The sequence below is a fragment of the Nonomuraea sp. WAC 01424 genome, assembly GCF_003947315.1.
GTDB lineage: Bacteria > Actinomycetota > Actinomycetes > Streptosporangiales > Streptosporangiaceae > Nonomuraea > Nonomuraea spiralis.
Window position 1 is genome coordinate 1 of record NZ_QHHZ01000028.1, and the last position, 20,615, is coordinate 20,615.

General features: G+C 69.9%; 22 protein-coding genes and 1 rRNA gene. 11 read left to right on the forward strand and 12 right to left on the reverse strand.

Annotated elements, in window-relative coordinates:
• A 5S ribosomal RNA gene (rrf, locus tag DMB42_RS49140) occupies positions 1-78 on the forward strand; the annotation flags it as partial.
• 538 nt (positions 79-616) lie between these two features.
• Here rrf and DMB42_RS49145 read toward each other — a convergent pair.
• Together DMB42_RS49145 and DMB42_RS49150 are read right to left on the reverse strand one after the other, a co-directional pair.
• On the reverse strand, positions 617-2,437 hold the full coding sequence (locus DMB42_RS49145; RefSeq protein ID WP_125648018.1) for a PQQ-binding-like beta-propeller repeat protein: 1,821 nt from the start codon (positions 2,435-2,437) through the stop codon (positions 617-619).
• 14 nt (positions 2,438-2,451) lie between these two features.
• Positions 2,452-3,801, reverse strand: a complete 1,350-nt coding sequence (locus DMB42_RS49150; protein ID WP_125648020.1) for a hypothetical protein — start codon at positions 3,799-3,801, stop codon at positions 2,452-2,454.
• Positions 3,802-4,123: 322 nt separating this feature from the next.
• Between DMB42_RS49150 and DMB42_RS49155 the strand changes: the two genes are divergently transcribed.
• On the forward strand, positions 4,124-5,053 hold the full coding sequence (locus DMB42_RS49155; protein WP_260478390.1) for a class A beta-lactamase-related serine hydrolase: 930 nt from the start codon (positions 4,124-4,126) through the stop codon (positions 5,051-5,053).
• Here DMB42_RS49155 and DMB42_RS49160 read toward each other — a convergent pair.
• Genes DMB42_RS49160 through pstS form a run of 5 tightly spaced genes read right to left on the reverse strand, consistent with a single transcriptional unit; the run spans position 5,022 to position 9,510 of the window.
• The gene (locus DMB42_RS49160; protein WP_125648023.1) at positions 5,022-5,747 is read right to left on the reverse strand and encodes a response regulator transcription factor; all 726 of its coding nucleotides are present in this window, start codon (positions 5,745-5,747) and stop codon (positions 5,022-5,024) included. The two genes, DMB42_RS49155 and DMB42_RS49160, sit on opposite strands and share 32 nt — an antisense overlap.
• On the reverse strand, positions 5,747-6,523 hold the full coding sequence (gene pstB / locus DMB42_RS49165) for a phosphate ABC transporter ATP-binding protein PstB (RefSeq protein WP_125648025.1): 777 nt from the start codon (positions 6,521-6,523) through the stop codon (positions 5,747-5,749). The genes DMB42_RS49160 and pstB overlap by 1 nt, the downstream gene beginning before the upstream one ends.
• 15 nt (positions 6,524-6,538) lie before the next feature.
• Positions 6,539-7,411, reverse strand: coding sequence for a phosphate ABC transporter permease PstA (gene pstA, locus DMB42_RS49170; RefSeq protein WP_125648028.1), 873 nt, complete (start codon positions 7,409-7,411; stop codon positions 6,539-6,541).
• Complete coding sequence (gene pstC / locus DMB42_RS49175; RefSeq protein WP_125648032.1) at positions 7,408-8,388, reverse strand: phosphate ABC transporter permease subunit PstC; 981 nt, start codon at positions 8,386-8,388, stop codon at positions 7,408-7,410. The genes pstA and pstC overlap by 4 nt, the downstream gene beginning before the upstream one ends.
• Before the next feature lie 6 nt (positions 8,389-8,394).
• Positions 8,395-9,510: a phosphate ABC transporter substrate-binding protein PstS gene (gene pstS / locus DMB42_RS49180; protein ID WP_125648035.1), complete on the reverse strand. Its 1,116-nt coding sequence runs from the start codon at positions 9,508-9,510 to the stop codon at positions 8,395-8,397.
• A 137-nt stretch (positions 9,511-9,647) separates the two neighbouring features.
• Here pstS and DMB42_RS49185 point away from each other — a divergent pair, with 137 nt between their 5' ends.
• The 3 genes from DMB42_RS49185 (at position 9,648) to DMB42_RS49195 (ending at position 11,429) form a co-directional block, all read left to right on the forward strand.
• Positions 9,648-10,121: a low molecular weight protein-tyrosine-phosphatase gene (locus tag DMB42_RS49185; protein WP_125648038.1), complete on the forward strand. Its 474-nt coding sequence runs from the start codon at positions 9,648-9,650 to the stop codon at positions 10,119-10,121.
• Positions 10,108-10,893: a fructosamine kinase family protein gene (locus DMB42_RS49190; RefSeq protein ID WP_125648041.1), complete on the forward strand. Its 786-nt coding sequence runs from the start codon at positions 10,108-10,110 to the stop codon at positions 10,891-10,893. The genes DMB42_RS49185 and DMB42_RS49190 overlap by 14 nt, the downstream gene beginning before the upstream one ends.
• Before the next feature lie 164 nt (positions 10,894-11,057).
• Complete coding sequence (locus DMB42_RS49195; protein WP_125648044.1) at positions 11,058-11,429, forward strand: Rv3235 family protein; 372 nt, start codon at positions 11,058-11,060, stop codon at positions 11,427-11,429.
• A 7-nt stretch (positions 11,430-11,436) separates the two neighbouring features.
• Here the strand turns inward: DMB42_RS49195 and hisN are convergent, their stop codons facing one another.
• The gene (gene hisN, locus DMB42_RS49200) at positions 11,437-12,270 is read right to left on the reverse strand and encodes a histidinol-phosphatase (RefSeq protein WP_396986218.1); all 834 of its coding nucleotides are present in this window, start codon (positions 12,268-12,270) and stop codon (positions 11,437-11,439) included.
• 45 nt (positions 12,271-12,315) lie between these two features.
• Between hisN and DMB42_RS49205 the strand changes: the two genes are divergently transcribed.
• A complete protein-coding gene (locus DMB42_RS49205) occupies positions 12,316-12,780 on the forward strand; it encodes a DUF4442 domain-containing protein (protein ID WP_396986221.1) in 465 nt (154 codons plus the stop codon).
• A 9-nt stretch (positions 12,781-12,789) separates the two neighbouring features.
• Here the strand turns inward: DMB42_RS49205 and rsgA are convergent, their stop codons facing one another.
• From rsgA to DMB42_RS49220, 3 genes are all read right to left on the reverse strand, one after another.
• Entirely contained in the window at positions 12,790-13,824 is a 1,035-nt protein-coding gene (gene rsgA, locus DMB42_RS49210; RefSeq protein WP_125648053.1) for a ribosome small subunit-dependent GTPase A, read from the reverse strand.
• A 160-nt stretch (positions 13,825-13,984) separates the two neighbouring features.
• Complete coding sequence (gene aroA / locus DMB42_RS49215; protein ID WP_125648056.1) at positions 13,985-15,259, reverse strand: 3-phosphoshikimate 1-carboxyvinyltransferase; 1,275 nt, start codon at positions 15,257-15,259, stop codon at positions 13,985-13,987.
• A gap of 85 nt (positions 15,260-15,344) precedes the next feature.
• Positions 15,345-16,373, reverse strand: coding sequence for an NAD(P)-dependent alcohol dehydrogenase (locus tag DMB42_RS49220; protein WP_125648059.1), 1,029 nt, complete (start codon positions 16,371-16,373; stop codon positions 15,345-15,347).
• Between the two features lie 77 nt (positions 16,374-16,450).
• On the opposite strand from DMB42_RS49220, the gene DMB42_RS49225 reads away from it, so the two are divergent.
• Both DMB42_RS49225 and DMB42_RS49230 read left to right on the forward strand, forming a co-directional pair.
• Positions 16,451-17,194, forward strand: coding sequence for an SOS response-associated peptidase (locus DMB42_RS49225; RefSeq protein WP_125648062.1), 744 nt, complete (start codon positions 16,451-16,453; stop codon positions 17,192-17,194).
• 159 nt (positions 17,195-17,353) lie between these two features.
• The gene (locus tag DMB42_RS49230) at positions 17,354-17,686 is read left to right on the forward strand and encodes a TraR/DksA C4-type zinc finger protein (protein ID WP_125648065.1); all 333 of its coding nucleotides are present in this window, start codon (positions 17,354-17,356) and stop codon (positions 17,684-17,686) included.
• A gap of 67 nt (positions 17,687-17,753) precedes the next feature.
• On the opposite strand, the gene DMB42_RS49235 is transcribed toward DMB42_RS49230, so the two are convergent.
• Complete coding sequence (locus tag DMB42_RS49235; protein ID WP_125648068.1) at positions 17,754-18,494, reverse strand: class I SAM-dependent methyltransferase; 741 nt, start codon at positions 18,492-18,494, stop codon at positions 17,754-17,756.
• A 122-nt stretch (positions 18,495-18,616) separates the two neighbouring features.
• Between DMB42_RS49235 and DMB42_RS49240 the strand changes: the two genes are divergently transcribed.
• From DMB42_RS49240 to DMB42_RS49250, 3 genes are read left to right on the forward strand one after another with little or no spacing between them, the layout of a single operon-like run.
• The gene (locus tag DMB42_RS49240) at positions 18,617-19,333 is read left to right on the forward strand and encodes a sigma-70 family RNA polymerase sigma factor (protein WP_379478553.1); all 717 of its coding nucleotides are present in this window, start codon (positions 18,617-18,619) and stop codon (positions 19,331-19,333) included.
• Positions 19,330-19,596: a mycothiol system anti-sigma-R factor gene (gene rsrA / locus DMB42_RS49245; RefSeq protein WP_125648073.1), complete on the forward strand. Its 267-nt coding sequence runs from the start codon at positions 19,330-19,332 to the stop codon at positions 19,594-19,596. Before DMB42_RS49240 ends, rsrA begins: the two co-directional genes overlap by 4 nt.
• A gap of 10 nt (positions 19,597-19,606) precedes the next feature.
• Entirely contained in the window at positions 19,607-20,545 is a 939-nt protein-coding gene (locus DMB42_RS49250) for an NAD-dependent epimerase/dehydratase family protein (RefSeq protein ID WP_125648076.1), read from the forward strand.
• The last annotated feature ends 70 nt before the right edge of the window (positions 20,546-20,615 follow it).

A 20,615-nucleotide genomic window follows, 5' to 3' on the forward strand; every position in this document is an offset into this window, starting at 1 on the left:
CCGAACCCGGAAGTTAAGCTTCTCTGCGCCGATGGTACTGCACTCGGGAGGGTGTGGGAGAGTAGGTCACCGCCGGACAATCTTTGGGAAGGGCTCCGACCGTTTGGTCGGGGCCCTTTCTGCGTTTCCGGGGCATGTTGCCGGCCGTGCAGATCGCGCTGTTGGGCGCGGTTGCGGATGCGCGCCGGCCTGAGGTGCGGCACCTGTGGTGCAGCCCTGACGGTGGCTCGTCGGTGGCTCGACGGTGGGTGGTTCGGGGTGTGCTGGGGCGATGGCACCAGGGGCGGGGGAGCTCGTGGCTTGGGCAGGTTGGCGCCTGTGGGTTGGTGGAAGCTTCCCTCAGCCCGCAGCTGACATGGCGCCCTGCAACATGCAGCACTGCCAGGGCCTGAAGAACACCGCACGCCACTGACAGCGAGCTTTCCGGTGAGGCAAGAGCGCATGCATCCCCGGTCCGAAGCGCGCCTAGTTCAGCGCGGAAAGCGCCCTCGCAGCTCCGAACCCGGACGTCCGCCCTGCCAGGGCTCCAAGGCTGTGGACATCTGTTTCACCGGCCGAAGGGGAGACATGGGAAAGGCTCCGCGCATTGTGCGCGGAGCCTTTTTGGCTTTGGGGGTTAGCGGGTGTTGACGTAGCTGATGGCGTTCTTGGTGGCTACTGAGGTCCAGGGGATGATGATTACTGCGCCGTTGCGTTCGAAGACGCGGGCCTTTTCGGCCTCGGTGCCGTACTTCTGGGGGAGGGTGGCCAGTTCGGTTGCCTTGCCGGTGGTGGCGTTCAGGCGGATGAGGCGGGGGGCCAGGTCACGGCGGTCGCCGGTTTCCACGGCAAGCAGGCCCTGGTCGTCGGCGCGTACGTAGGTGAGGATCGTGTCGTGGGTGTCGGACGATTCCCACAGTTGTTTGCCGGTCTTCAGGTCGTAGGCCAGGGCCTTGTTGCTGGAACGCATTTGCTGCGGCACGTTCTGCGGGAACGAGGCGAGGTAGAGGCGGTCGCCGTGGATGACGTACCGGTGTTGTTCGAACATGCCGGTCACGAAGGCCACGGTGTTCATGGCGAGCATGTCTATCTCGGGGGTCTTGAATTCGGTGACCTTGGTGGCGGTGTCCGAGTAGACGGTGAAGCTGTTCTGGCCGCCGGACTCGTTCTGGACGATCGCGGGGTCGGCGGACAGGAGGCTGCTCATGAGGCCCAGGTCGCCGACGGGGGCCTGCTTGGTGACCTTGCCGGTCTTCGGGTCGATGAACTGGAGGCGGGTGCCGCCCCTGAACGTGCAGTCGAGGATGGCCGCGACGCGGGTGGGGGAGGCGCTGATGTCCTTCAGGTGGCAGCCGTCGTCCCGGGAGGCGGTCGCGCTCCACACTTTGCGGCCGTCGGAGAGGCGGTAGGCGGTCACCGTGTCGCTCAGCTCGACGATGGCCACGCCGTCGGAGCTCATGATGCGGGGGACGGTGAGGGAGTTCGAGAGGCGGGACTTCTCGGCGGGGATCTTGATTTTCCAGATGAGTTTGCCAGTGGCCGTGTCGACGCCGGCGAGGTGGTCGCACAGGGTGTTGCTGCCGTACGCGACGGCGGCCTTGCCTTGCGACAGCTCCGGGGTGGCGCCGCAGAGCTGGGCTCCCGGCGCGGGGACGCCCCAGGCGCGTTTTCCGGATCCGAGGTCGTAGGCCAGGACGCCGTCCTTCTGGGCGCGGATGACGACCTTGTCGGTCAGCCAGCTGCCGAAGGCCAGGCCGGTGGTGAAGTCCGAGCTGCCGGCGTTCGCGAGGGGGACGGCCCATTCGTCCGCTCCGGCGCCCGTGTCGTCGCCGGAACCGGTGCCGTCGGCGCCGGTGGTCGTTCCGGTTGTGGCGACGAACCAGGCGGTTCCTGTGCTGACGGAGAGGAGTACGACGGCCGCGCCGGTTGCGAGCAGGGCGGTCTTCCACTTCGGGCGGCTCTGGTGCGGTTGTGCGGGCGCGGGGGAGCCGCCGTACGGGGTGCCGGTGTCGGGGTGGTGCGGTGGTTGTCCGTATGGCGGCTGGTTGCCGAAGGTGGGGGTGTTCGGGGGGTATGTGGGTGGGGCTCCCGGTGGCGGTGCCGGTTGCGGGGGATAGGTGGCTGGGCCTGCTGCGGCTGAGGGGGAGAGGTAGGGGGTGGCGCCTGTGGCCGCGTTCCCCGGGGGGTAGGCGGCGGGGTCCTGACCGGGCGGGTAGGCGGCGGGGCCTGAAGGCGGATAGGCGACGGGGCCCGAAGGTGGGTAGGCGGTGGGGCCCGAAGGTGGGTAGGTCGCCGGGCCCGGGGATGAGGGGTAGGTCGCCGGGCCTGAGGGGGGATAGGCCGCGGGGCCTGACGGTGGGTAGGGCGCGGGGCCTGACGGTGGGTAGGGCGCGGCTGAGGGGGGTGGGTAGGCGGGTTGGCCGTACGGGTTGGGTGGGGTTTGGGAGTGGTCGGTCATTGTTGGTTCCCCGTTCAGGCCAGCTGCCGGCGGACGTACGACGCCCACTGCCGTTCGAAGTCCGCCTTGGTCACGCCCAGTTCCTTGAACAGCGCAGCCTCGCTGTCGTCGCCCTTGCCCCGGTAGGTCGCGACCACCGCGCTGGTCAGCTTCTTGTCGCCGTACCGCTGGGCTATGTAACGCATGGCCAGGTGTCCCATCAGGTAGTTCACGCTCGTCATGCCCTTGAAGTCCCAGAACGTGTTGTCGGGGAGGCGGCCGCTGAAGGGCGCGGCGAGGCTGCCGGCCAGGTAGGCGCGGCCTTCCTGGTAGCGGACGTTCCGGTTGATCGGGACGCCGCGGTTGGCGGCGTACTCGGCGAAGCCCTCGATGACCCAGTTCGGCTTGCCGAACAGGGAGAACTCGGCGCTGTCGAGGCCGGCGAGGAGGGAGTGGGCCAGCTCGTGCGTGCTGATCTCCTGGATGCCCGCCGAGGTGCGGAAGAAGGCGGTGGTGGTGTCCATGACCACGCGGGTGCCGCCGATCTTCACGTCGTCGCCCAGCGAGGCCCAGGCGGGCATCGGGATGGACACGCCCGCCTCGTGCGCCTTCTCCTTGCGGAACAGGTTGCCGAGCTGGCTCTGTCCCTTCACCAGCGCGACCACGAACCCGGCCGGTACGGGCGCCGCCGGGTCGCCGTTGCGCTTCCAGAAGTCCAGGTTCTTCTTGGCCGCCCCGGCGACCACCGGGGCGATACGCCTGGCCAGCGCGGCGTCCTGGGGGTGGGCCAGGACGACGCTGGCGCCCGCGCGGGCCACGGTGATGTCCGGCCAGATGTCCCACGGGCCCGGGTAGTACATGGATTTGGAGCTGCCGCTCAGCATGGGCGGCGGCGCGCCGTCCACCTTGGTGACGATCAGCGGCGCGCTCGCGGACGCCTTCTCCAGCGTCCAGCGGTACCACTCGGAGACCGGCCGCAGGTCGATGCCGGCGAACCGGTGAACGAACGCGACATCCTGCGTGAACTTCACGGCTCGTCCGAAGCTGTCCTCGGCGCGGCCCTCGCGGTGCAGCACCCGGTACGACACCTCGCTGAGCGGCACTTTGCGCAGGTTCGCGAAGACCTTGCGCTGGTCGCGGATGAGCGTCGTGTTGCCCTTGTCGAAGATGGAGGTGAACGCGTCGACGTTCCCGCTGCTCAGTGCCTTGCCGTGGGAGTCGACCAGCTTGTTGATCTCCTCGTCGGTGACGACCACGGCGTTCGGGTCGCTCTTGCCCGACGCCTCCTGGCGGCGCAGCGGGTCCTGGACACCGATCCGGCCCCGCAGGACGAGACCCACTCCCGCGCCCACGGCGATCGCCACCACGAGCGAGACGACGCCCATGGTCAGCCAGAAGCCGGTCCGGCGCCTGGGAGGGAGTGGAGGAGGAAGAGGAGGTGGTGGAGCTGATTGAGGTGGTGGGGGCGGCGGCATGGCTTGCCATGGTTGCTGCCCTTGCGGGTGGAACTGCGGATGTTGCTGCGGATAACTCGGCCCCGTTGTCACTTTCGCCCCGATAGTGCTGGGAAACCCCGAAAGAGGGGAATCGTATCAGCGGTCACTTCGCTTACTATCGGGCGGGTGCCCGTGCCGTAGGAGAAGCTGGCGAAAATGATTTCCAGCAACTTCTAGCGGGTTGTCGCCTTTTTTCGTGATAATGCACCGCATGATCGCGGGCGGCGTGTGCACGCTTCCACGGCTGGTCATCGGGCTCGCCCTCCTGATGCCACCGTTCGTCCCGGAAAAGACCTCAGCAGAGCCTCGGGCACGCCCGCAGGTGGCGACTCCCGTGCGGGTGCTGCGGTACACACACCCTGCCGCGCCGGTCGAGGCCGGGCGGGTGACGAAGCGGCGGCGCGTACCGGCGAAGCAGATCAGCGAGCGGCTCGACCGCTTCCTGGCGGGCCGGCCGGGCCCGGTCTCGGCCATGGTCGAGGACCTGACCACCGGGCGGGTCTACCGCTACCGTCCGGGCGAACGGCTGATCACGGCCAGTACGGCGAAGGTCCAGATCCTCATGGGATTGCTGCTCAGGACCCCGTGGCGCAGGCTTCCCGGGCCCGTCAGGCACGACGCCGATCTCATGATCCGCCACAGCGACAACCACGCGGCCGACCGTCTCTGGTTGCGGATCGGCGGCGCGGCGGGCTTCACCGAGGCCGGCCGGAGGTTCGGGCTCAGGCACACTCAGGGCGTCCCGGGAGACTGCGTCGACCTCTACTGCTGGGGCATCACCAGAACGTCCGTGGAGGACCAGGTTCGCCTGATGAGGGGACTCGTGTCCGGGAAGAGCCCGTTGGCGGCGAAGGAGCGTGCGCAGGCGCTCAGGCTGATGGGCGCGGTCGCCGGCGACCAGGACTGGGGCGTCTCCGCCGCGGCCTGCGAGGGCGAGCGCGTGCACCTGAAGAACGGCTGGCTGCGGCGCGTGTCCACCAAGCGCTGGGCCACGGTCAGCGTGGGGCTGATCCGGGGCCACGGCCACGACTACGCCGTGGCCGTCCTCACCGAGGGCAGCACCGACGTGCGGTACGGCATCGCGACCGTCGAGGGCATCGCCCAGCGTGTCATGCGGAGCTTCCGGAGGTGCTCGGGGTGACCAGCCGGTAGCCGACGCCGCGTACGGTCTGGATGAGCTGGTCGTCGTTGTCGCCCAGCCGCGCCCGCAGCCGTTTGACGTGCACCGCGATGGTGTTCGTCGAGGTGGTCGCGGCGGCGTTCCACACGTGCCGCATGATCTGCTCGCGGGTGACCGTACGGTCGGCGTTGCGCATGAGGTACTGCAGCAGCTCGAACTCGCGCAGCGGCAGGTGCACCGCGCGGCCCTCGACGCGCACCTGGTACGCCTGGACGTCCAGTTCGACGCCGCCGACGGCCAGCACCTTGCGGGTCTCGGGGGAGGCCGCCTGGATGAAGGGCAGCAGTTCCGGTACCCGGTACGGCCGGGCCACGCAGGCCGCCGCCCCCGCGGCGAGCGCGCGTACGGCCTGCTCGGCGTTCCCCTCGCCGACGCCGAGCAGGACCGGTACGGCTCGCGCGAGCCGTACCGCACGGACGAAGTCGACCGCGTCGATGACGGGGAGCGTGGCCGACACGAGCACCACGTCCGGCTGCAGCGCCCCCGCCTGCAGCAGCCCTTGGGCGCCGTCCGGCGCGCCGGTGACGGCCACGCCCTCACGTTCCAGCGCCGTGGCCAGGTCATCGACCACGGCGTCGTCGGGGTCGGCGATGAGCAGTACGGGCTTGGTCCTCGTGTCCCCGTTCATCGTGGATGCCGCCTGCTGTGGGGTCATCAGCCGAAGCGTCCCGTGATGTAGTCCTCGGTCGCCTTCTCTGACGGGTTGGTGAACATGCGGGAGGTGTCGTCCATCTCGATGACCTTGCCGGGCTTGCCCTGCGCGGCCAGGTTGAAGAACGCGGTCCGGTCGCTGACCCGGGCGGCCTGCTGCATGTTGTGGGTGACGATCACGATCGTGAACTCTTCCTTGAGCTGGGCCATCAGGTCCTCGATGGCCAGCGTCGAGATCGGGTCGAGTGCCGAGCACGGCTCGTCCATGAGCAGGACCTGCGGCTTGACCGCGATGGCGCGGGCGATGCAGAGGCGCTGCTGCTGACCGCCGGACAGGCCGGCGCCGGGCTTGTTCAGCCGGTCCTTGACCTCGTTCCAGAGGTTGGCGCCCTTCAGCGAGTCCTCCACGATGCCGTCGAGCGTGGACCTGCCGATCCGGCCGTTGAGGCGGAGCCCGGCGGCCACGTTCTCGTAGATCGACATCGTCGGGAACGGGTTGGGGCGCTGGAAGACCATGCCGACCATCCGGCGGACCGAGACGGGTTCGACGGTGGGGGCGTACAGGTCCTCGCCGTCGAGCAGGACCTTGCCCTCGACGCGGGCGCCGGGGATCACCTCGTGCATACGGTTGAGCGTGCGCAGGAACGTCGACTTGCCGCATCCGGACGGGCCGATGAACGCGGTGATCGAGCGCGGCTCGATGGTCATCGACACGTCCTCGATCGCCTTGTGCGATCCGTAGTACGCGTCGAGGCCCGAGATCTGGATCTGCTTGGACATTGTGGCGGTTACCCCCTATCGGCCCCTGGCGGGCCTGCGCCACCAGGCGATCAGGCGCGCCACCAGGTTGAGCAGCATGACGATCAGGATCAGCGTGAGGGCTCCGGCCCAGGCGCGGTCGATGGCGGTGTCGTTGGGACGGGCCGCCTGGTCGAAGACGAAGAGGGGAAGGCCCATCTGCGGCCCGCTGAACGGATCGTTGTTGATGGAGTCGGTGAAGAACACCGTCAGCAGCAGCGGCGCGGTCTCGCCGGCCACTCGCGCGACGGCCAGCATGACGCCGGTGACGATGCCGGTGAACGCGGTCGGCAGCACGACCTTGAGGATCGTGCGCCACTTGGCCACGCCCAGCGCGTACGAGGCTTCGCGCAGGTCGTTGGGCACCAGCCGGAGCATCTCCTCGGCCGATCTGACCACAGTCGGCATCATCAGGATCGACAGCGCGAGCGCGCCGGCGAAGCCGGAGAACGGGTTGCCCAGGAAGAGCACCCAGAAGGCGAGGATGAACAGGCCGGAAACGACGGAAGGGACGCCGGTCATGACGTCCACGAAGAAGCTGATGGCCCGGCTCAGGCGGCCGCCGTTGCCGTACTCGACCAGGTAGATGGCGGTGAACAGGCCGATCGGGACCGAGATGAGGGAGGCCAGCAGGACCTGTTCCAAGGTGCCGATGATGGCGTGGTACGCGCCGCCGCCGACGTCGCGGGCGCCGATGTTCCGCATCGAGTGGGTGAGGAACTCCAGGTCGAAGCGGGCCAGGCCGTTCGAGATCACCAGCCACAGCACCGAGATGAGCGGTACGACGGCCAGCGCGAACGCCAGATAGACCAGCCCCTGGACGAACCTGTCCTTGATCCGGCGGCCGGTCGAGATGTGCTGGATGGTCATGCCCCTACCGCCCTGAACTCCTTGCGCCGGTTGATCACCATACGAGCGCCCATGTTGACCAGCAGCGTGATCACGAACAGCACCAGACCGGAGGCGATCAGCGCGCCCCGGCCGACCTGCGTGGCCTCGCCGAAGCCGTTGGCGATGTTGGCCGCGATGCTGTTGGCGTGCGGGGTGAGGATCTCGAAGCTGAGGTCGAAGGTGGCGGGGAAGATCAGCGCGACCGCGATGGTCTCGCCCATCGCGCGGCCGAGGCCGAGCATGGCGGCGCTGATGACGCCGGGACGGCCGAACGGCAACACGGCCATCCTGATCATCTCCCAGCGGGTGGCGCCGAGCGCCAGGGCCGCCTCCTCGTTCATCTTCGGGGCCTGGAGGAAGACCTCGCGCGAGATGGCCGCGATGATCGGCAGGATCATGATCGCCAGGACGATGCCGCCGGCCAGCATGGTCTTGCCGCCGATGGCCCCCTCGCCGGAGAACAGCGGGAACCAGCCGAGGTTCTCGTTGAGCCACTGCGACGGCGTGCGCAGCAGCGGCACCAGGAACGTCACGCCCCACAGGCCGTAGACGACGCTGGGCACGGCGGCCAGCAGGTCGACCAGGTAGCCGAGCGGCCCGGCCAGCCGGCGGGGCGCGTAGTGGGAGATGAACAGCGCCACGCCGACCGCGATGGGGGTCGCGATGACCAGCGCGATCGTCGAGCTGAGCACGGTGCCGAACGCCAGCGCGCCGATGCCGAACACCTGGCTGCCGTTGGGCTCCCAGATCAGGTCGGTGAAGAAGTTGCCCTTGTTCGCCTGCAGGGCCGGCACGGCCTCGCTGATGAGGAACACGGCGATGGCCGCCATGATCGCCAGCAGCAGGACGCCGGCACCGGTGGAGACGAACTTGAAGGGGCCTTCACCATGGCTGCGCCGCGAGGCGGACCGGCCCGTGGCCGGCCCGCCCCCACGGGTACGAACGTTGGTCGTCATCTGCTGCTAGGAGATCGCGCCGACGGCGGTGCGGACCTTGGTGAGCAGCTCGCCCGCGAGCGGGGCGTAGCCGAGGTCCTTCAGCGCGGCCTGGCCCTCGTCGCTGGAGGTGTAGGTGAGGAACTCCTTGACGAGCTTGGCCTGCTCGGGCGCGAGGCCCTTCTCGCAGGTGATCTCGTACGTCACCAGCACGATCGGGTACGCGCCCGCCGTCTTGGTGGCGTAGTCGATGCTCAGCTTGAGGTCGTTGCCGGTGCCGGTGATCTCGGCGGTCTCGACCGTCTTGGCCGCGCTGTCGGCGGTCAGCTCGACGAACTCGCCCGCGCCGTTGGCGACCTTGGCCTTGCTGAGCTGGGAGTTCTCGGCGTAGGAGAGCTCGACGTAGCCGATGGAGCCCTCGGTGCTCTTGACGCTGGCCGCGACCTGGTCGGAGCCCTTGGCGCCCTGGCCCTTGGCCTCGGCGGGCCACGCCTTGGCGGGCTCGTACGGCCAGCCGGCGGTCGCCTTGAGGAACTTGGTGAAGTTGTCGCTGGTGCCCGACTCGTCCGAGCGGTGGAAGGCCGAGATCGGCGTGGACGGGAGCTTGGCGTCAGGGTTGTCGGCCTTGATGGCCGCGTCGTCCCACTTGGTGATCTTGCTGTCGAAGATGCCGCCGATGGTCTTGGGCGACAGCTGCAGACCGTCCACGCCGGGGACGTTGTAGACGACCGCGACCGGGCCGGTCACCATCGGGATGTTGATGGCCTTGCCGGTCTTGCACCGGGCGTCGGCCTGGGCGGGCTCGCCCTTGTCGTCCTTGAGTGCGGAGTCCGAACCCGCGAAGTCGACCGTGCCCGCGATGAACGACTGCACACCGGCACCCGAACCGCTCGGCTGGTAGTTCAGGCTGACGCCCGAGTTCTTGGCCTGGAAGTCCTTCTTCCACTGGTCGATCGCGTTGGCCTGGGCCGACGAACCGGCGGCGTTGAGCGTGCCGCTCAGGCCGTTGTCGTTGCCCGCGGCGGGAGCGCTGGCAGAGGTGGTGCTGTTCGTGCCCCCGGAGCTGTTGTCGTCTGTGCCGCACGCAGCGAGCGAGAGCGCGCCGACGACGGCGACGGCGGCGAGCCGGCCTGCATACTTCACGGTTGGGTTCCCCTCACTTGGTCCTTAGTCGTCCATGAAGTTATGCAGGCAAAGTGACTCAGACCCCCCAACAAGGGTGAACGTTCGGTGAACGCGCCTGGTCATCTCCATCAATGTGACCAGCGAAAATGGGATACATGAGCTATCGCGTGTGTCTCGTGTGCATGGGCAACATCTGCCGGTCGCCGATGGCGGAAGTGGTGCTCCGCCGGACCCTTGAGGAGCGCGGGCTCGGCGGCCGGGTCGTCGTCGAGAGCGCGGGCACGGGCGGCTGGCACGCCGGCGACCCGATGGACGAGCGGGCGCTCGGCGCCCTCGCCGAGCACGGCTACGACGGCGCCGCCCACCGCGCCAGGCAGTTCACCGAGGACTGGTTCGACCGCTACGACCTGGTGCTGGCCATGGACCGCGACAACGTGGCCAACCTGCGCCGCCTGGCGCCCACCGGAGTGGAGGTGCGGCTGTTCCGCTCGTTCGACCCCGGCGCGCCGGACGGCGCCGAGGTGCCCGACCCCTATTACGGCGGTCGCGAGGGCTTCGAGGAGGTGCTGACCATGCTGGAGACCGCCTCGGAGGGCGTGGCCAAGCACATCGCCGATGAGATCGGCTGAGGACCTCGGCTCCTCCCACGGCCGGCGGCTGCGGCGTGGCGTGCTGGAGGACGGGCGGCAGGTGTTCGCCAAGACCGGTGCGGCCTCCGACGTGTTCGCCTCCGAGGCCGCGGGGCTGAGGTGGCTGGGCGAGGCGATCACCGTGCCCGAGGTGGTGGAGGTCGGCCCGGACCGGCTGGTGTTGTCGTGGGTGCCGGAGGAGCCGCCCACCGCCGGGGCGGCCGGCCGGTTCGGCGCGGACCTGGCCCGCCTGCACCGCGCGGGGGCGGCCGGGTTCGGCGCGCCCTGGCCGGGGTTCATCGCCGACCTGCCCATGGACAACTCGCCCGCCGGCGACTGGCCGGACTTCTACGCGACCCGGCGGGTGTTGCCGTTCCTGCGCCGGGCGCGGCTGCCCGCCCGGGACGTGGCGCTGGTGGAGCGGGCCGTCGAACGTCTTCCCGAGGTGTCCGGGTCGCCCGAGCCGCCCGCCCGCATCCATGGGGATCTGTGGAGCGGGAACGTGTTGTGGTCCGGGGGCACGGGGGTGCTCGTCGATCCGGCGGCCCATGGCGGTCATCGGGAGACGGATCTGGCCATGCTGGCCCTGTTCGGGCTGCCGTACCTGGATCGGGTGATGCGGGCGTACGAGGAGGAGTTCCCGCTCGCGCCGGGTTGGCGGGAGCGGGTGCCGCTGCACCAATTGCATCCGCTGCTGGTGCACGTGGTCCTGTACGGCGGTTCCTACCGGGACGCGCTGATGAATGCGGTCACGCGGGTGTTGTCGCTCTGAACAACCGATATGAAAAAAAGGGATCCAGCTCCGGGACGCCTTTCTCCGCCCATGGGGACGAAATTGGACAAGGGCCGGGTAAAGTTGGCGGATTTCGTATCCGGCGGCCCGGCCCGAAAACTCATTAAGGCGTTTCTTTCTTCCCCCGAGAAATTGGAGGGCGCATGCCGGACGAGCCCACGCACGGCGCGCTGGCCCTGACCCCGCTGGTCTGGGGACCGGCCGGAGCCAGGCCCGACGAGCGCAGACTACGCCAGCTCGGGCAGGCGCTGGCCGAGGTGCTGACCGGCCGCCGGCCGCCGGAGTCGGTGGCCGACCGGCTCACCGCCCGAGCCTATCGGGATCTCGTCAGGGCCGGGCGGATGATTGTCGCCGAACGCCCGCCGTTCGTCGGGAGCCCGCACGTCAAGGAACCGCGGGAAGGGGCCGTGGAAATGTGCGTGCTGGTGCATTGCGGCGAGCGTAGTCACGTTCTGGCCGTACGCCTGGAGCGGCACGGCCTTCAGTGGTTGTGCACCGATTTCGAGACGGCGTGAACCGGCTCTAGGAGATGATCGTCGTGCCGTTGAGGCGGTTCAGGACGTCGTCGTGCAGGGCGCCGTTCGTGCAGACCAGGCTGCCGCCCTCCAGGCCGCGTACGCCCGCGAGGTCGGTCCAGACGCCGCCGGCCTCCTCGACGATCACGGTGAGGGCCGCCATGTCCCACGGTGACAACTCCGGCTCGGCGGACACGTCGACCGACCCCTCGGCGACCATCATGTGCGACCAGAAGTCCCCGTACGCGCGGGTGCGCCAGCAGGCACGGCCGAGGTCGAGGAAGTTGTCCAGCTTGCCGAGCTTGTCCCAGCCGCCGAAGCTGGAGTAGGAGAAGGAGGCGTCCTCCAGCCGGGTGATCGAGGAGACGTTCATCCGGGTGGCCTTCGTCAGGTTCCGGCCCGTCCACGCGCCGCCGTCGGCCGCCGCCCACCAGCGCCGGCCGAGGGCGGGGGCCGACACCAGGCCGACGACGACCTTGCCGTACTCCATGAGGGCGATCAGCGTGGCCCACACGGGGACGCCGCGCACGTAGTTCTTGGTGCCGTCGATGGGGTCGATGATCCACGAGCGGGCTCCCCAGCCCGTCTTGCCGAACTCCTCGCCCACCACCGCGTCGCGCGGCCGGGCCCGGCGCAGCGTGCCGCGGATGGCCTCCTCGACGGTGCGGTCGGCGTCGCTGACCGGCGTGAGGTCGGGCTTGGTCTCGACCTTGAGGTCGACCGCCTTGAACCGCCGCATGGTCAGGTCGTCGGCGGCGTCGGCCATGACGTGAGCGAGGCGTAGATCGTCGTTGTAACCCTGCACGATCGCCCACGCTACCGCGTCGGGGCCGCCGAACATCAGTCACCAACACCTGTTTTCTGGTAACTCCCCTTTCACCTACTGATGAGTAACATGTCTCCTATGTCCTTTGATGTAGGTGCCTTGCTTCTCGAAACCGTTCCCTTCGCCCGTACGTTGGGGATCGTGTTCGACTCGGTCGAGGACGGCCGGGCGGAATGCCGGTTGCCGGACCGGCCCGAGCTGCACAACCACGTGGCCGGGCCGCACGCGGGCACGCTGTTCACGCTGGCCGAGTCCGCGTCGGGGGCGGCGGTGTTGTCGCGGTTCGGGGATCAGCTCAGCCGGTGTGTGCCGCTGCCGACCACGGCGACGATCGAGTTCCGGAAGGTGGCCCTGGGGGAGGTGCGGGCCGAGGCGCGGGTGGCCGCCTCCAGGGAGGAGGTCGTCGGCAAACTGGACGCGGGTGAGCGGCCGGTCTTCGACGTGGTGGTCGACGTCCTGGACGCGGCCGGCACGCAGGTCTCCACCCTCACCGTCACCTGGACCCTGCGCCCGAACCGCCCCTGAGCCAGGGGATCAGGCGGGCGGCTCGTCGGGGGCGCCCTCACGGCTGGCCAGCAGGCGGCGCAGGGACTCGAGGCGGGCCGCGTCGGCGTGGCCCGCGGCCACCCAGGCGTCGAGCGCGCAGCCCTCGCCCAGGTGGGTGCAGCCCTTGGGGCAGGTGACCGTGCCCTCGACCAGGTCGGGGAAGGCGGCCCGCACGGTCTCGACCGACACGTGGGCCAGGCCGAAGCTGCGCACCCCCGGCGTGTCGATGATCCAGCCGCCCTCGGGCAGCTCAAGAGCGACGGCCGAGGTGGAGGTGTGCCGCCCGCGGCCGGTGACGGCGTTGACGTGCGAGACCGCCCGGTTGGCGTCGGGGACCAGGGTGTTGACCAGGGTGGACTTGCCCACGCCCGAATGGCCCACGAGCACGCTGATGCGGCCGGCCAGGTGGTCGCGCAGCTCGTCGAGTGAGCCGCCCTTGTGGACGACGATGTGGGACACGCCCAGCGGTTCGTACAGGGCCACCAGTTCGTCGGGCGGGGCGAGGTCGGACTTGGTGAGGCAGAGCAGGGTGTCGATCTCGGCGTCGAACGCCGCCACCAGGATCCGGTCGATCATCCGGGGCCGCGGCGGCGGGTCGGCCAGCGCGGTGACGATCACGAGCTGGTCGGCGTTGGCCACGACCGGACGCTCGATGCCGTCGGTGTCGTCGGTGTCGTCGGCCGAGCGGCGCAACATCGAGGTGCGCGGCTCCACCCGGACCACCCTGGCCAGGGTGTCGGGGCGGCCCGACACGTCGCCGACCAGGGCCACCCGGTCGCCGACCACGATGCCCTTGAGGCCCAGCTCGCGGGCCTTCATGGCGACCACGAGCCGGCGTTGTTGCTGCTGCTTGCGCTTGTGGCCGCGTTCGGGCTCGACCAGGGTCGTGTAGCGGCCCCGGTCGACGGCCACCACGAAGCCTTCGACGGCGTCCTCGTGCGCGGGACGGATGCGGGTGCGCGGGCGCGAGCCCTTGCCCGGTCTGACCCGTACGTCGTCCTCGTCGTACTGCCGCTTGCTCAGCGGTCCGCTCCCATACGCTCGCCCTCTCTCATGGATGTCGGAAGTCCTGGTCGCGGGGCATGCCCCGAGGTGGTCGCGCGGCGAGGGCGGCGTGTCACCACGGGCGACCCTCCTGCGACGTGCCCGAGCCGCCTGCCGCGAAACGCCTGATCGCCGCCGCTCATCGGGAGCCCAGCATCGCTGCCCACATCTGGACGAACTCGGGCAGCGTCTTGGCGGTCGTCGCGATGTTCTCCACCTCCATGCCCAGCACCGCGAGGCCGATCACGGCCCCCGCCGTGGCCATGCGGTGGTCGTCGTAACTGTGGAACACGCCGCCGCGCAGCGGGCGCGGGCGGATGATCAGGCCGTCGGCCGTCTCCTCGACGTCGCCGCCGAGGGAGTTGATCTCGGTGGCCAGCGCGGCCAGGCGGTCGGTCTCGTGGCCGCGCAGGTGGCCGATGCCGCGCAGGCGGCTGGGCGTGGTCGCCAGGGCGGCCAGCGCGGCGATCGTGGGGGTCAGCTCGCCCACCTCGTGGAGGTCGGCGTCGAGGCCCTTGACCTCGCCCGTGCCGGTGACGACCAGGTCGTCGCCGTCGCGGGTCACCGTGGCGCCCATGGCGGTGAGCAGGCCGCGCAGCGCGTCGCCCGGCTGCGTGGTCTCCTCCGGCCAGCCGGGGACCGTGACAGTGCCGCCCGTGACCAGCGCGGCGGCCAGGAACGGCGCCGCGTTGGACAGGTCGGGCTCCACCGTCATGTCCCTGGCCGCGATCGGGCCCGGCTCGACCCGCCACACGTCGCGCTCGGCGTCGTCGACCCGGACCCCGGCCTCCCGCAGCATGTGCACGGTCATCTCGATGTGCGGCTGGGAGGGCACCGGCGGGCCCACGTGGCGGATCGTGACGCCCTTCTCGAACCGCGCCGCCGTCAGCATCAGCCCCGAGACGAACTGCGAGGAGCCGGAGGCGTCGATCGTGACCTCGCCGCCGGTCAGCGGCCCGCTGATGGTGAACGGCAGCGCGTCGTTGTCGATGCGCGCCCCGAGCGCGCGGAGGGCGTCGAGGATCGGGCCCATCGGACGCTTACGGGCATAGGGGTCACCGTCGAAGAAGACCGGCCCGTCGGCCAGCGCCGCCATCGGCGGGACGAACCGCATGACCGTGCCCGCCAGCCCGGCGTCGACGCGCGCGCCGCCGCGGACCGGGCCGGGCGTGACCTCCCAGTCGACCGAGTCCGTGGTCTCGCGCACGGCCGTCAGCGTGGCGCCGAGCGCGCGCAGGGCCGACACCATGAGGTCGGCGTCGCGGCTGCGCAGCGCCTGGCGTACGACGCCGGGACCGTCGGCCAGCGCGGCCAGCAGCAGCGCGCGGTTGGTGACGGACTTGGAGCCGGGCAGGCGGACGGAGGCGATGACGGGAGCGGCGGCCGTCGGCGCGGGCCAGTGCGGAGCGGGCATGGTCAAAGCCTACTGGCCCGGGTACGGAGCGTTCACAGCCTGTGGACAACGCGTCGCGCCGCTCCCGAGGAGGGGCGGCGGGCGGTCAGGGGGTCAGGACCGCGCGGCCCTCGATCGTGCCGGCCTCCAACTCCGCCAGCACGGACGTGGCCGCGGCCAGCGGCCGGCGCTGCACACGTGCCCTGATCCGCCCCTGCCGGGCCAGGGCCAGCACCTCGTGCAGGTCGCGCCGAGTCCCCGCGTAAGGCTTGGTCACCGCCGCGCCCCACGGCAGTCCTTGGGGCGGGCTCGCGGCGGGGAACGCCAGAGTCCCGCCCGCCAGCCCCACGACCGTCAGGCACCCGTAGGAGGACAACACCCTGGCCGCCAGCGACAACGTCGGCCCGGAGCCCACGAAGTCGAGCACCACGTCGGCTCCCACGCCCTTGGTCAGCTCCAGCACGCGCCCGGCCGCGTCCTCGTCCGAAAGGACGGTCTCGTCGGCGCCGTAGCCCTCGGCGGCGGCCAGCCTGGCGGGATCGACGTCGACGGCCACGATCCTGCTGCCCGTGACCGCCCGCAGGATCTGCACCGCCAGGTGCCCGAGGCCGCCCACCCCGATCACCACCGCGGTCGCGGCCGGCGTGAGCAGCGCGCGGCACCGGTCGATCGCGTGGTACGGCGTGAGCCCCGCGTCCGCCAGCGGCGCCGCCTCCACCGGGTCGAGCCCGTCGAGCGGCACCAGCGAACGCGCGGGCGCGACCATGTACTCCGCCATCGCCCCCGGATACCCCAGCCCCGGCCCGGGGACGAGCCCACGCGGGAACCGTTCGCAGGCGTTCTCGGCCCCCTCGGCGCACCGGCGGCACATGCCGCAGCCCCACACGATGTACGCGAGCGCGCCCTGGCCGACCTCCCACCCGTGTACGCCGGCCCCCAGCTCCGCCACCGTGCCCGCGGGCTCGTGCCCGAGCGTCATCGGGTACGGCAGTCCGGAGGCGTGCAGCAGGTGCAGGTCCGAGTGGCACACGCCGCACCCGGCCACCCGCAGCAGCACCTCGCCGGGACCGGGCGAGGGCACGTCCACGTCGGTCAGCCCGGCCCGGCCCGGCGCGAGGAGCTGGTAAGCCTTCATGCGTGCACGCCTACCCCGTCGCGCGGGGGCGGAAGCAAACACGCGAGCCGAACCCGGGCGTGTGGCAATGTGGGGACATGTGCGGTAGATACGCCTCGGCGCGCAAGAAGCACGAGCTGCTGGAGGAGTTCCAGGTCGAGCTCGACGGCGAGCCCGACAAGGAACTGGGCGCGGACTTCAACGTCGCCCCCACCAAGAACGTCTACGCGGTCATGAGCCGGGCGTCCAAGGAGGACGAGCACCCGGTACGGCAGCTCAGGATCGTCAGGTGGGGGCTCGTGCCCGTCTGGGCCAAGGACCCGTCGATCGGCTCCCGGCTGATCAACGCCAGGGCCGAGACGCTGGCCGAGAAGCCGTCGTTCCGGCAGGCGTTCGCCAAGCGCAGGTGCCTGATCCCGGCCGACGGCTACTTCGAGTGGATGGCCGTCGAGGGCGAGAAGAAGAAGCAGCCGTACTTCATCCACCCGGAGGACGGCGGGGTGCTGGCCATGGCCGGCCTGTACGAGTTCTGGAAGGACCGCACCCGCGACGACGACGACCCGCTCAAGTGGCTGGTGACCTGCACGGTCATCACCACGGACGCGGAGGACCAGCTCGGGCGCATCCACGACAGGATGCCCATGATGATCGAGCGCGACCGCTGGGCCGACTGGCTCGACCCCGGCCTCACCGACACCGAGGCGGCCTCCGGACTCCTGGTGCCCGCGGAGGCCGGGAGACTCACGGCATATGCAGTTTCTACTGATGTCAATAATGTCCGGAACAATGGCCCGGATCTCATCAAACCGCTGCCCGATGAGGAAGAAGCGGGCCTTTTCTAAAGGTGTAAGAAGCGCGGTAAGTGGGCATTCGGTGAGGAAAGCGATGCGACCGTTCACTCGGTGTCACCGCCACAACATGCCCCTAATTGCGCCGGGCGGGACAACCGGGGAGTCCCAGCCGCGGGCTGCTCCCCCCTTTGCACCCGGAGGTGCGGATTCGTGGACGTCACGACCGCTCGTAAGCGGCTCCAGGACATGCTCGCGGAGCTGGACCGTTCGATCGGGGTCCTCCAAGGCGACCCCGTCGCGATCCGTGAGCACTCGGCGGCCGACGCGGGCTCCGACCTCACCGACGCCGACCGAGCGCAGGCCATGATCACCGTGGCGAACGCGCAGCGCCGCGCGGTGACCGAGGCGATGGTACGCCTGGACGAAGGCGCGTACGGCAGGTGTGTCGACTGCGAGAAGCCGGTGCCGGACGGCAGGCTGGAGGCCCGCCCTGAGGCCGCCCGCTGCGTGCAATGCCAGGGAAGACGCGAACGCCGCCGCTGACCGCGCGGAGCCGCCGCCGCCGTCCACGGCGTGCCGGGGGACGGCGGCGGCTCGTCCGGTGTGTCGCTCAGCTCTTGCGGGCGCTCGCCACCAGGTGGATCCCGACCGTGTCGTCGTCGTCCGGGTGGGCGTCGAGCTCAGTGCGCACGAGCCATGTCAGGGCCCGCCCGTCGGACCCGAGCACGTGGTCGACCGTGGACGGCGACAACACCGTGCGCGGCCGCATCCACTCCACCTCCAACCCGGCGCCCATCAGCAGCTCGCGCAGCTGACCGCTGCTGAAGCAGCGCGTGATGCTGCCGTCGGGCCACGGCACCAGCATGACCTCGCCGGTCTGCCGCAGGTGTTGCCACTGCTCCTGCTCGGCCAGGATCGCCATGCCGAGCACCAGCGAGTCGACGCACACCAGCGCCCGCCCGCCCGGACGCAGCACCCGGGCCACGTCGCTCATCGCCGACTCGGCCATGAGCTCGATCGACATCGCGCGTTCCTCGGCGAGCACCGCGTCGACGCTCGCATCGGGAAGAAACGCCAGATCATCGGCGCGTACGTGCCGGACCCGGTCGGCGTCCCGCAAGCGGGACTGCGCGTCCACGGTCCGGCGGAAGTCGAGCACCTCGATCACCCGGTGTCCCGCCCTCGCCGCCTGGCCGGACCAGCGCCCGCGGCCGCCGGACAGATCGAGGATCACGGAGGGTTCGCCGGGGAGCCAGCGGTTCAGTTGTTCGGCGGCGACGGCGCGGTAGAAGGTCCAGTACGGCCCGAGCGTCCCTGAGCCGTTCAGTTCCTCGGCCGGAATGGGCAGCACACGCGACTCCTGAGTTCCGGAAAAAGGGCTACCAGCCGGTACGTATGACGTTCCCCGCACCGGGTCCTCTGTACCTTCTATCTTGCGGGAACAGACAAGGGCGCGGGTGTGTTGCGACGAGCATGCTCATATTGGAAAGACCGCGCCCCGATGACCAGGTGGTCATCGGCCAGCGGGTATTCTCCCCTGAGTACGGTGTACCGCCACAGCCGGCCACCGGTGATCTTAGGGGGGTGGGTCCGGTGCCCGCGACAGGCGCGGAGACTCTGGAGCAGCGCAGCGAGCGGTTCGAGCGCGACGTGATGCCGTATCTCGAACAGCTTTACTCCGCCGCGCTCCGGATGACCCGGAACCCCGCTGACGCGGAGGACCTGCTTCAGGAGACCTTCGCCAAGGCGTTCGCGTCGTTCCATCAGTTCCAGGAGGGCACGAACCTCAAGGCGTGGCTCTACCGGATCCTGACGAACACGTTCATCAACAGCTACCGCAAGAAGCAGCGTGAGCCCAAGCAGTCCGGCACCGAGGAGATCGAGGACTGGCAGCTCGCGCGCGCCGAGTCCCACACCTCCAGCGGGCTGAAGTCGGCCGAGGTGGAGGCGCTCGAACACCTCCCCGACGGCGACATCAAGCAGGCGCTCGCGGCGCTGCCGGAAGAGTTCAGGATCGCCGTCTACCTCGCCGACGTCGAAGGCTTCCCCTACAAGGAGATCGCCGACATCATGGGCACCCCCATCGGCACCGTGATGTCCAGGCTGCATCGGGGACGCAGGCAGCTCCGGGGCCTCCTTGAGGACTACGCCCGCGAGCGCGGCCTGGTCCCATCGGAGGGATCGAAATGAGCTGTGGCAACCCGCACGACACCGACTGTCGCGAGGTGCTGGACAAGGTCTACGCCTACCTCGACGGCGAGCTGACCGAGGGCGATGTCTCCGACATCCGCGTGCACCTCGACGAGTGCAGCCCTTGCCTGAAGGAATACGACCTGGACAAGGCGGTCAAGGCGCTCGTGGCCAAGCATTGCGGCTGCGACCCCGTCCCCGCCGACCTGCGGTCGAAGGTGCTGGAGAGGATCGCTCAGGTGAGGGCGGACCTGGCGGACTAGGATTCACGCCATGCGCGTGCTAGTCACCGGTGGTGCCGGTTTCATCGGGTCGAACCTCGTCGACCGCCTGCTCGCGGACGGACACGAGGTCGTCGCCGTCGACGACCTGTCCTCTGGGAGCAGGGACAATCTGGCCAGTGCGGCCGAGAGCGACCGTTTCAGCCTGCACGTGCTCGACGTGCGCGATCCGGCGATCATCGGGCTGGCGGCCGAGCTGCGGCCTGAGGTGATCTGCCACCTGGCCGCCCAGATCAGCGTACGCAGGAGCGTCGCCGATCCCGTCCATGACGCCCGGCTCAACGTCGAGGGCACCGCGTCGGTGCTCACGGCGGCCAAGGAGGGCACCACGCGCAAAGTGGTGTTCGCCTCGTCCGTGGCGGTCTACGGCCGTCCGTCCACAATTCCCGTGCCTGGTGACGCGCCGACCGACCCGCGCTCGCCGTACGCGGCCTCCAAGCTGAGCGCCGAGATCTACCTGTCCACCTTCCGTGCCCTCTACGGCCTGGAGTACACCACGCTGGTGCTCTCCAACGTCTACGGCCCCCGCCAGTCGCCCGACGGCGAGGCCGGCGTGGTGTCGATCTTCACCGACGCCCTGCTCAACGGCACCCCCACGGTCCTCTACGGCGACGGCACCCAGACCCGCGACTACGTCTACGTCGACGACGTGGTCGACGGCTTCGTCAGGGCCTGCGGCCAGGACGGCAACGGCCGCCGCTTCAACCTCGGCACCGGCATCCAGACCGCCGACAGGCGCCTGCACTCGCTGATCGCCGACGCGGCCGGGGCCCAGGACAAGCCGGGGTTCGCGCAGCCGCGCGTCGGCGACCTGCCCGCGATGGCCGTTGACCCGGTGCCCGCGTACGAGGGGCTGCGCTGGGAGCCGCGTACCGACCTGCCGACGGGCGTCAAGAACACCGTGGCCTGGGCTCGGAGTCGCGCCAGGTAGTTGCTTGATTACACTTTGCTTGCGATTTCCCACTCCGCCCGTACGGTGACGTCCTCTTCTGTAGCGTGAA

What these genes read in the sequence shown, in the direction of transcription:
- rsrA (WP_125648073.1), top strand. Translation starts at nt 19,330, where the DNA reads ATGAGCTGTGGCAACCCGCACGACACCGACTGTCGCGAGGTGCTGGAC.
- DMB42_RS49185 (WP_125648038.1), top strand. Translation starts at nt 9,648, where the DNA reads ATGAGCTATCGCGTGTGTCTCGTGTGCATGGGCAACATCTGCCGGTCG.
- pstC (WP_125648032.1), bottom strand. Translation starts at nt 8,388, where the DNA reads ATGACGACCAACGTTCGTACCCGTGGGGGCGGGCCGGCCACGGGCCGG.
- aroA (WP_125648056.1), bottom strand. Translation starts at nt 15,259, where the DNA reads ATGCCCGCTCCGCACTGGCCCGCGCCGACGGCCGCCGCTCCCGTCATC.
- DMB42_RS49155 (WP_260478390.1), top strand. Translation starts at nt 4,124, where the DNA reads ATGATCGCGGGCGGCGTGTGCACGCTTCCACGGCTGGTCATCGGGCTC.
- DMB42_RS49250 (WP_125648076.1), top strand. Translation starts at nt 19,607, where the DNA reads ATGCGCGTGCTAGTCACCGGTGGTGCCGGTTTCATCGGGTCGAACCTC.
- DMB42_RS49195 (WP_125648044.1), top strand. Translation starts at nt 11,058, where the DNA reads ATGCCGGACGAGCCCACGCACGGCGCGCTGGCCCTGACCCCGCTGGTC.
- DMB42_RS49240 (WP_379478553.1), top strand. Translation starts at nt 18,617, where the DNA reads ATGCTCATATTGGAAAGACCGCGCCCCGATGACCAGGTGGTCATCGGC.
- DMB42_RS49160 (WP_125648023.1), bottom strand. Translation starts at nt 5,747, where the DNA reads ATGACCCCACAGCAGGCGGCATCCACGATGAACGGGGACACGAGGACC.
- DMB42_RS49205 (WP_396986221.1), top strand. Translation starts at nt 12,316, where the DNA reads ATGAGTAACATGTCTCCTATGTCCTTTGATGTAGGTGCCTTGCTTCTC.
- hisN (WP_396986218.1), bottom strand. Translation starts at nt 12,270, where the DNA reads ATGTTCGGCGGCCCCGACGCGGTAGCGTGGGCGATCGTGCAGGGTTAC.
- DMB42_RS49225 (WP_125648062.1), top strand. Translation starts at nt 16,451, where the DNA reads ATGTGCGGTAGATACGCCTCGGCGCGCAAGAAGCACGAGCTGCTGGAG.
- pstA (WP_125648028.1), bottom strand. Translation starts at nt 7,411, where the DNA reads ATGACCATCCAGCACATCTCGACCGGCCGCCGGATCAAGGACAGGTTC.
- DMB42_RS49150 (WP_125648020.1), bottom strand. Translation starts at nt 3,801, where the DNA reads ATGGGCGTCGTCTCGCTCGTGGTGGCGATCGCCGTGGGCGCGGGAGTG.
- DMB42_RS49190 (WP_125648041.1), top strand. Translation starts at nt 10,108, where the DNA reads ATGAGATCGGCTGAGGACCTCGGCTCCTCCCACGGCCGGCGGCTGCGG.
- DMB42_RS49145 (WP_125648018.1), bottom strand. Translation starts at nt 2,437, where the DNA reads ATGACCGACCACTCCCAAACCCCACCCAACCCGTACGGCCAACCCGCC.
- pstB (WP_125648025.1), bottom strand. Translation starts at nt 6,523, where the DNA reads ATGTCCAAGCAGATCCAGATCTCGGGCCTCGACGCGTACTACGGATCG.
- DMB42_RS49220 (WP_125648059.1), bottom strand. Translation starts at nt 16,373, where the DNA reads ATGAAGGCTTACCAGCTCCTCGCGCCGGGCCGGGCCGGGCTGACCGAC.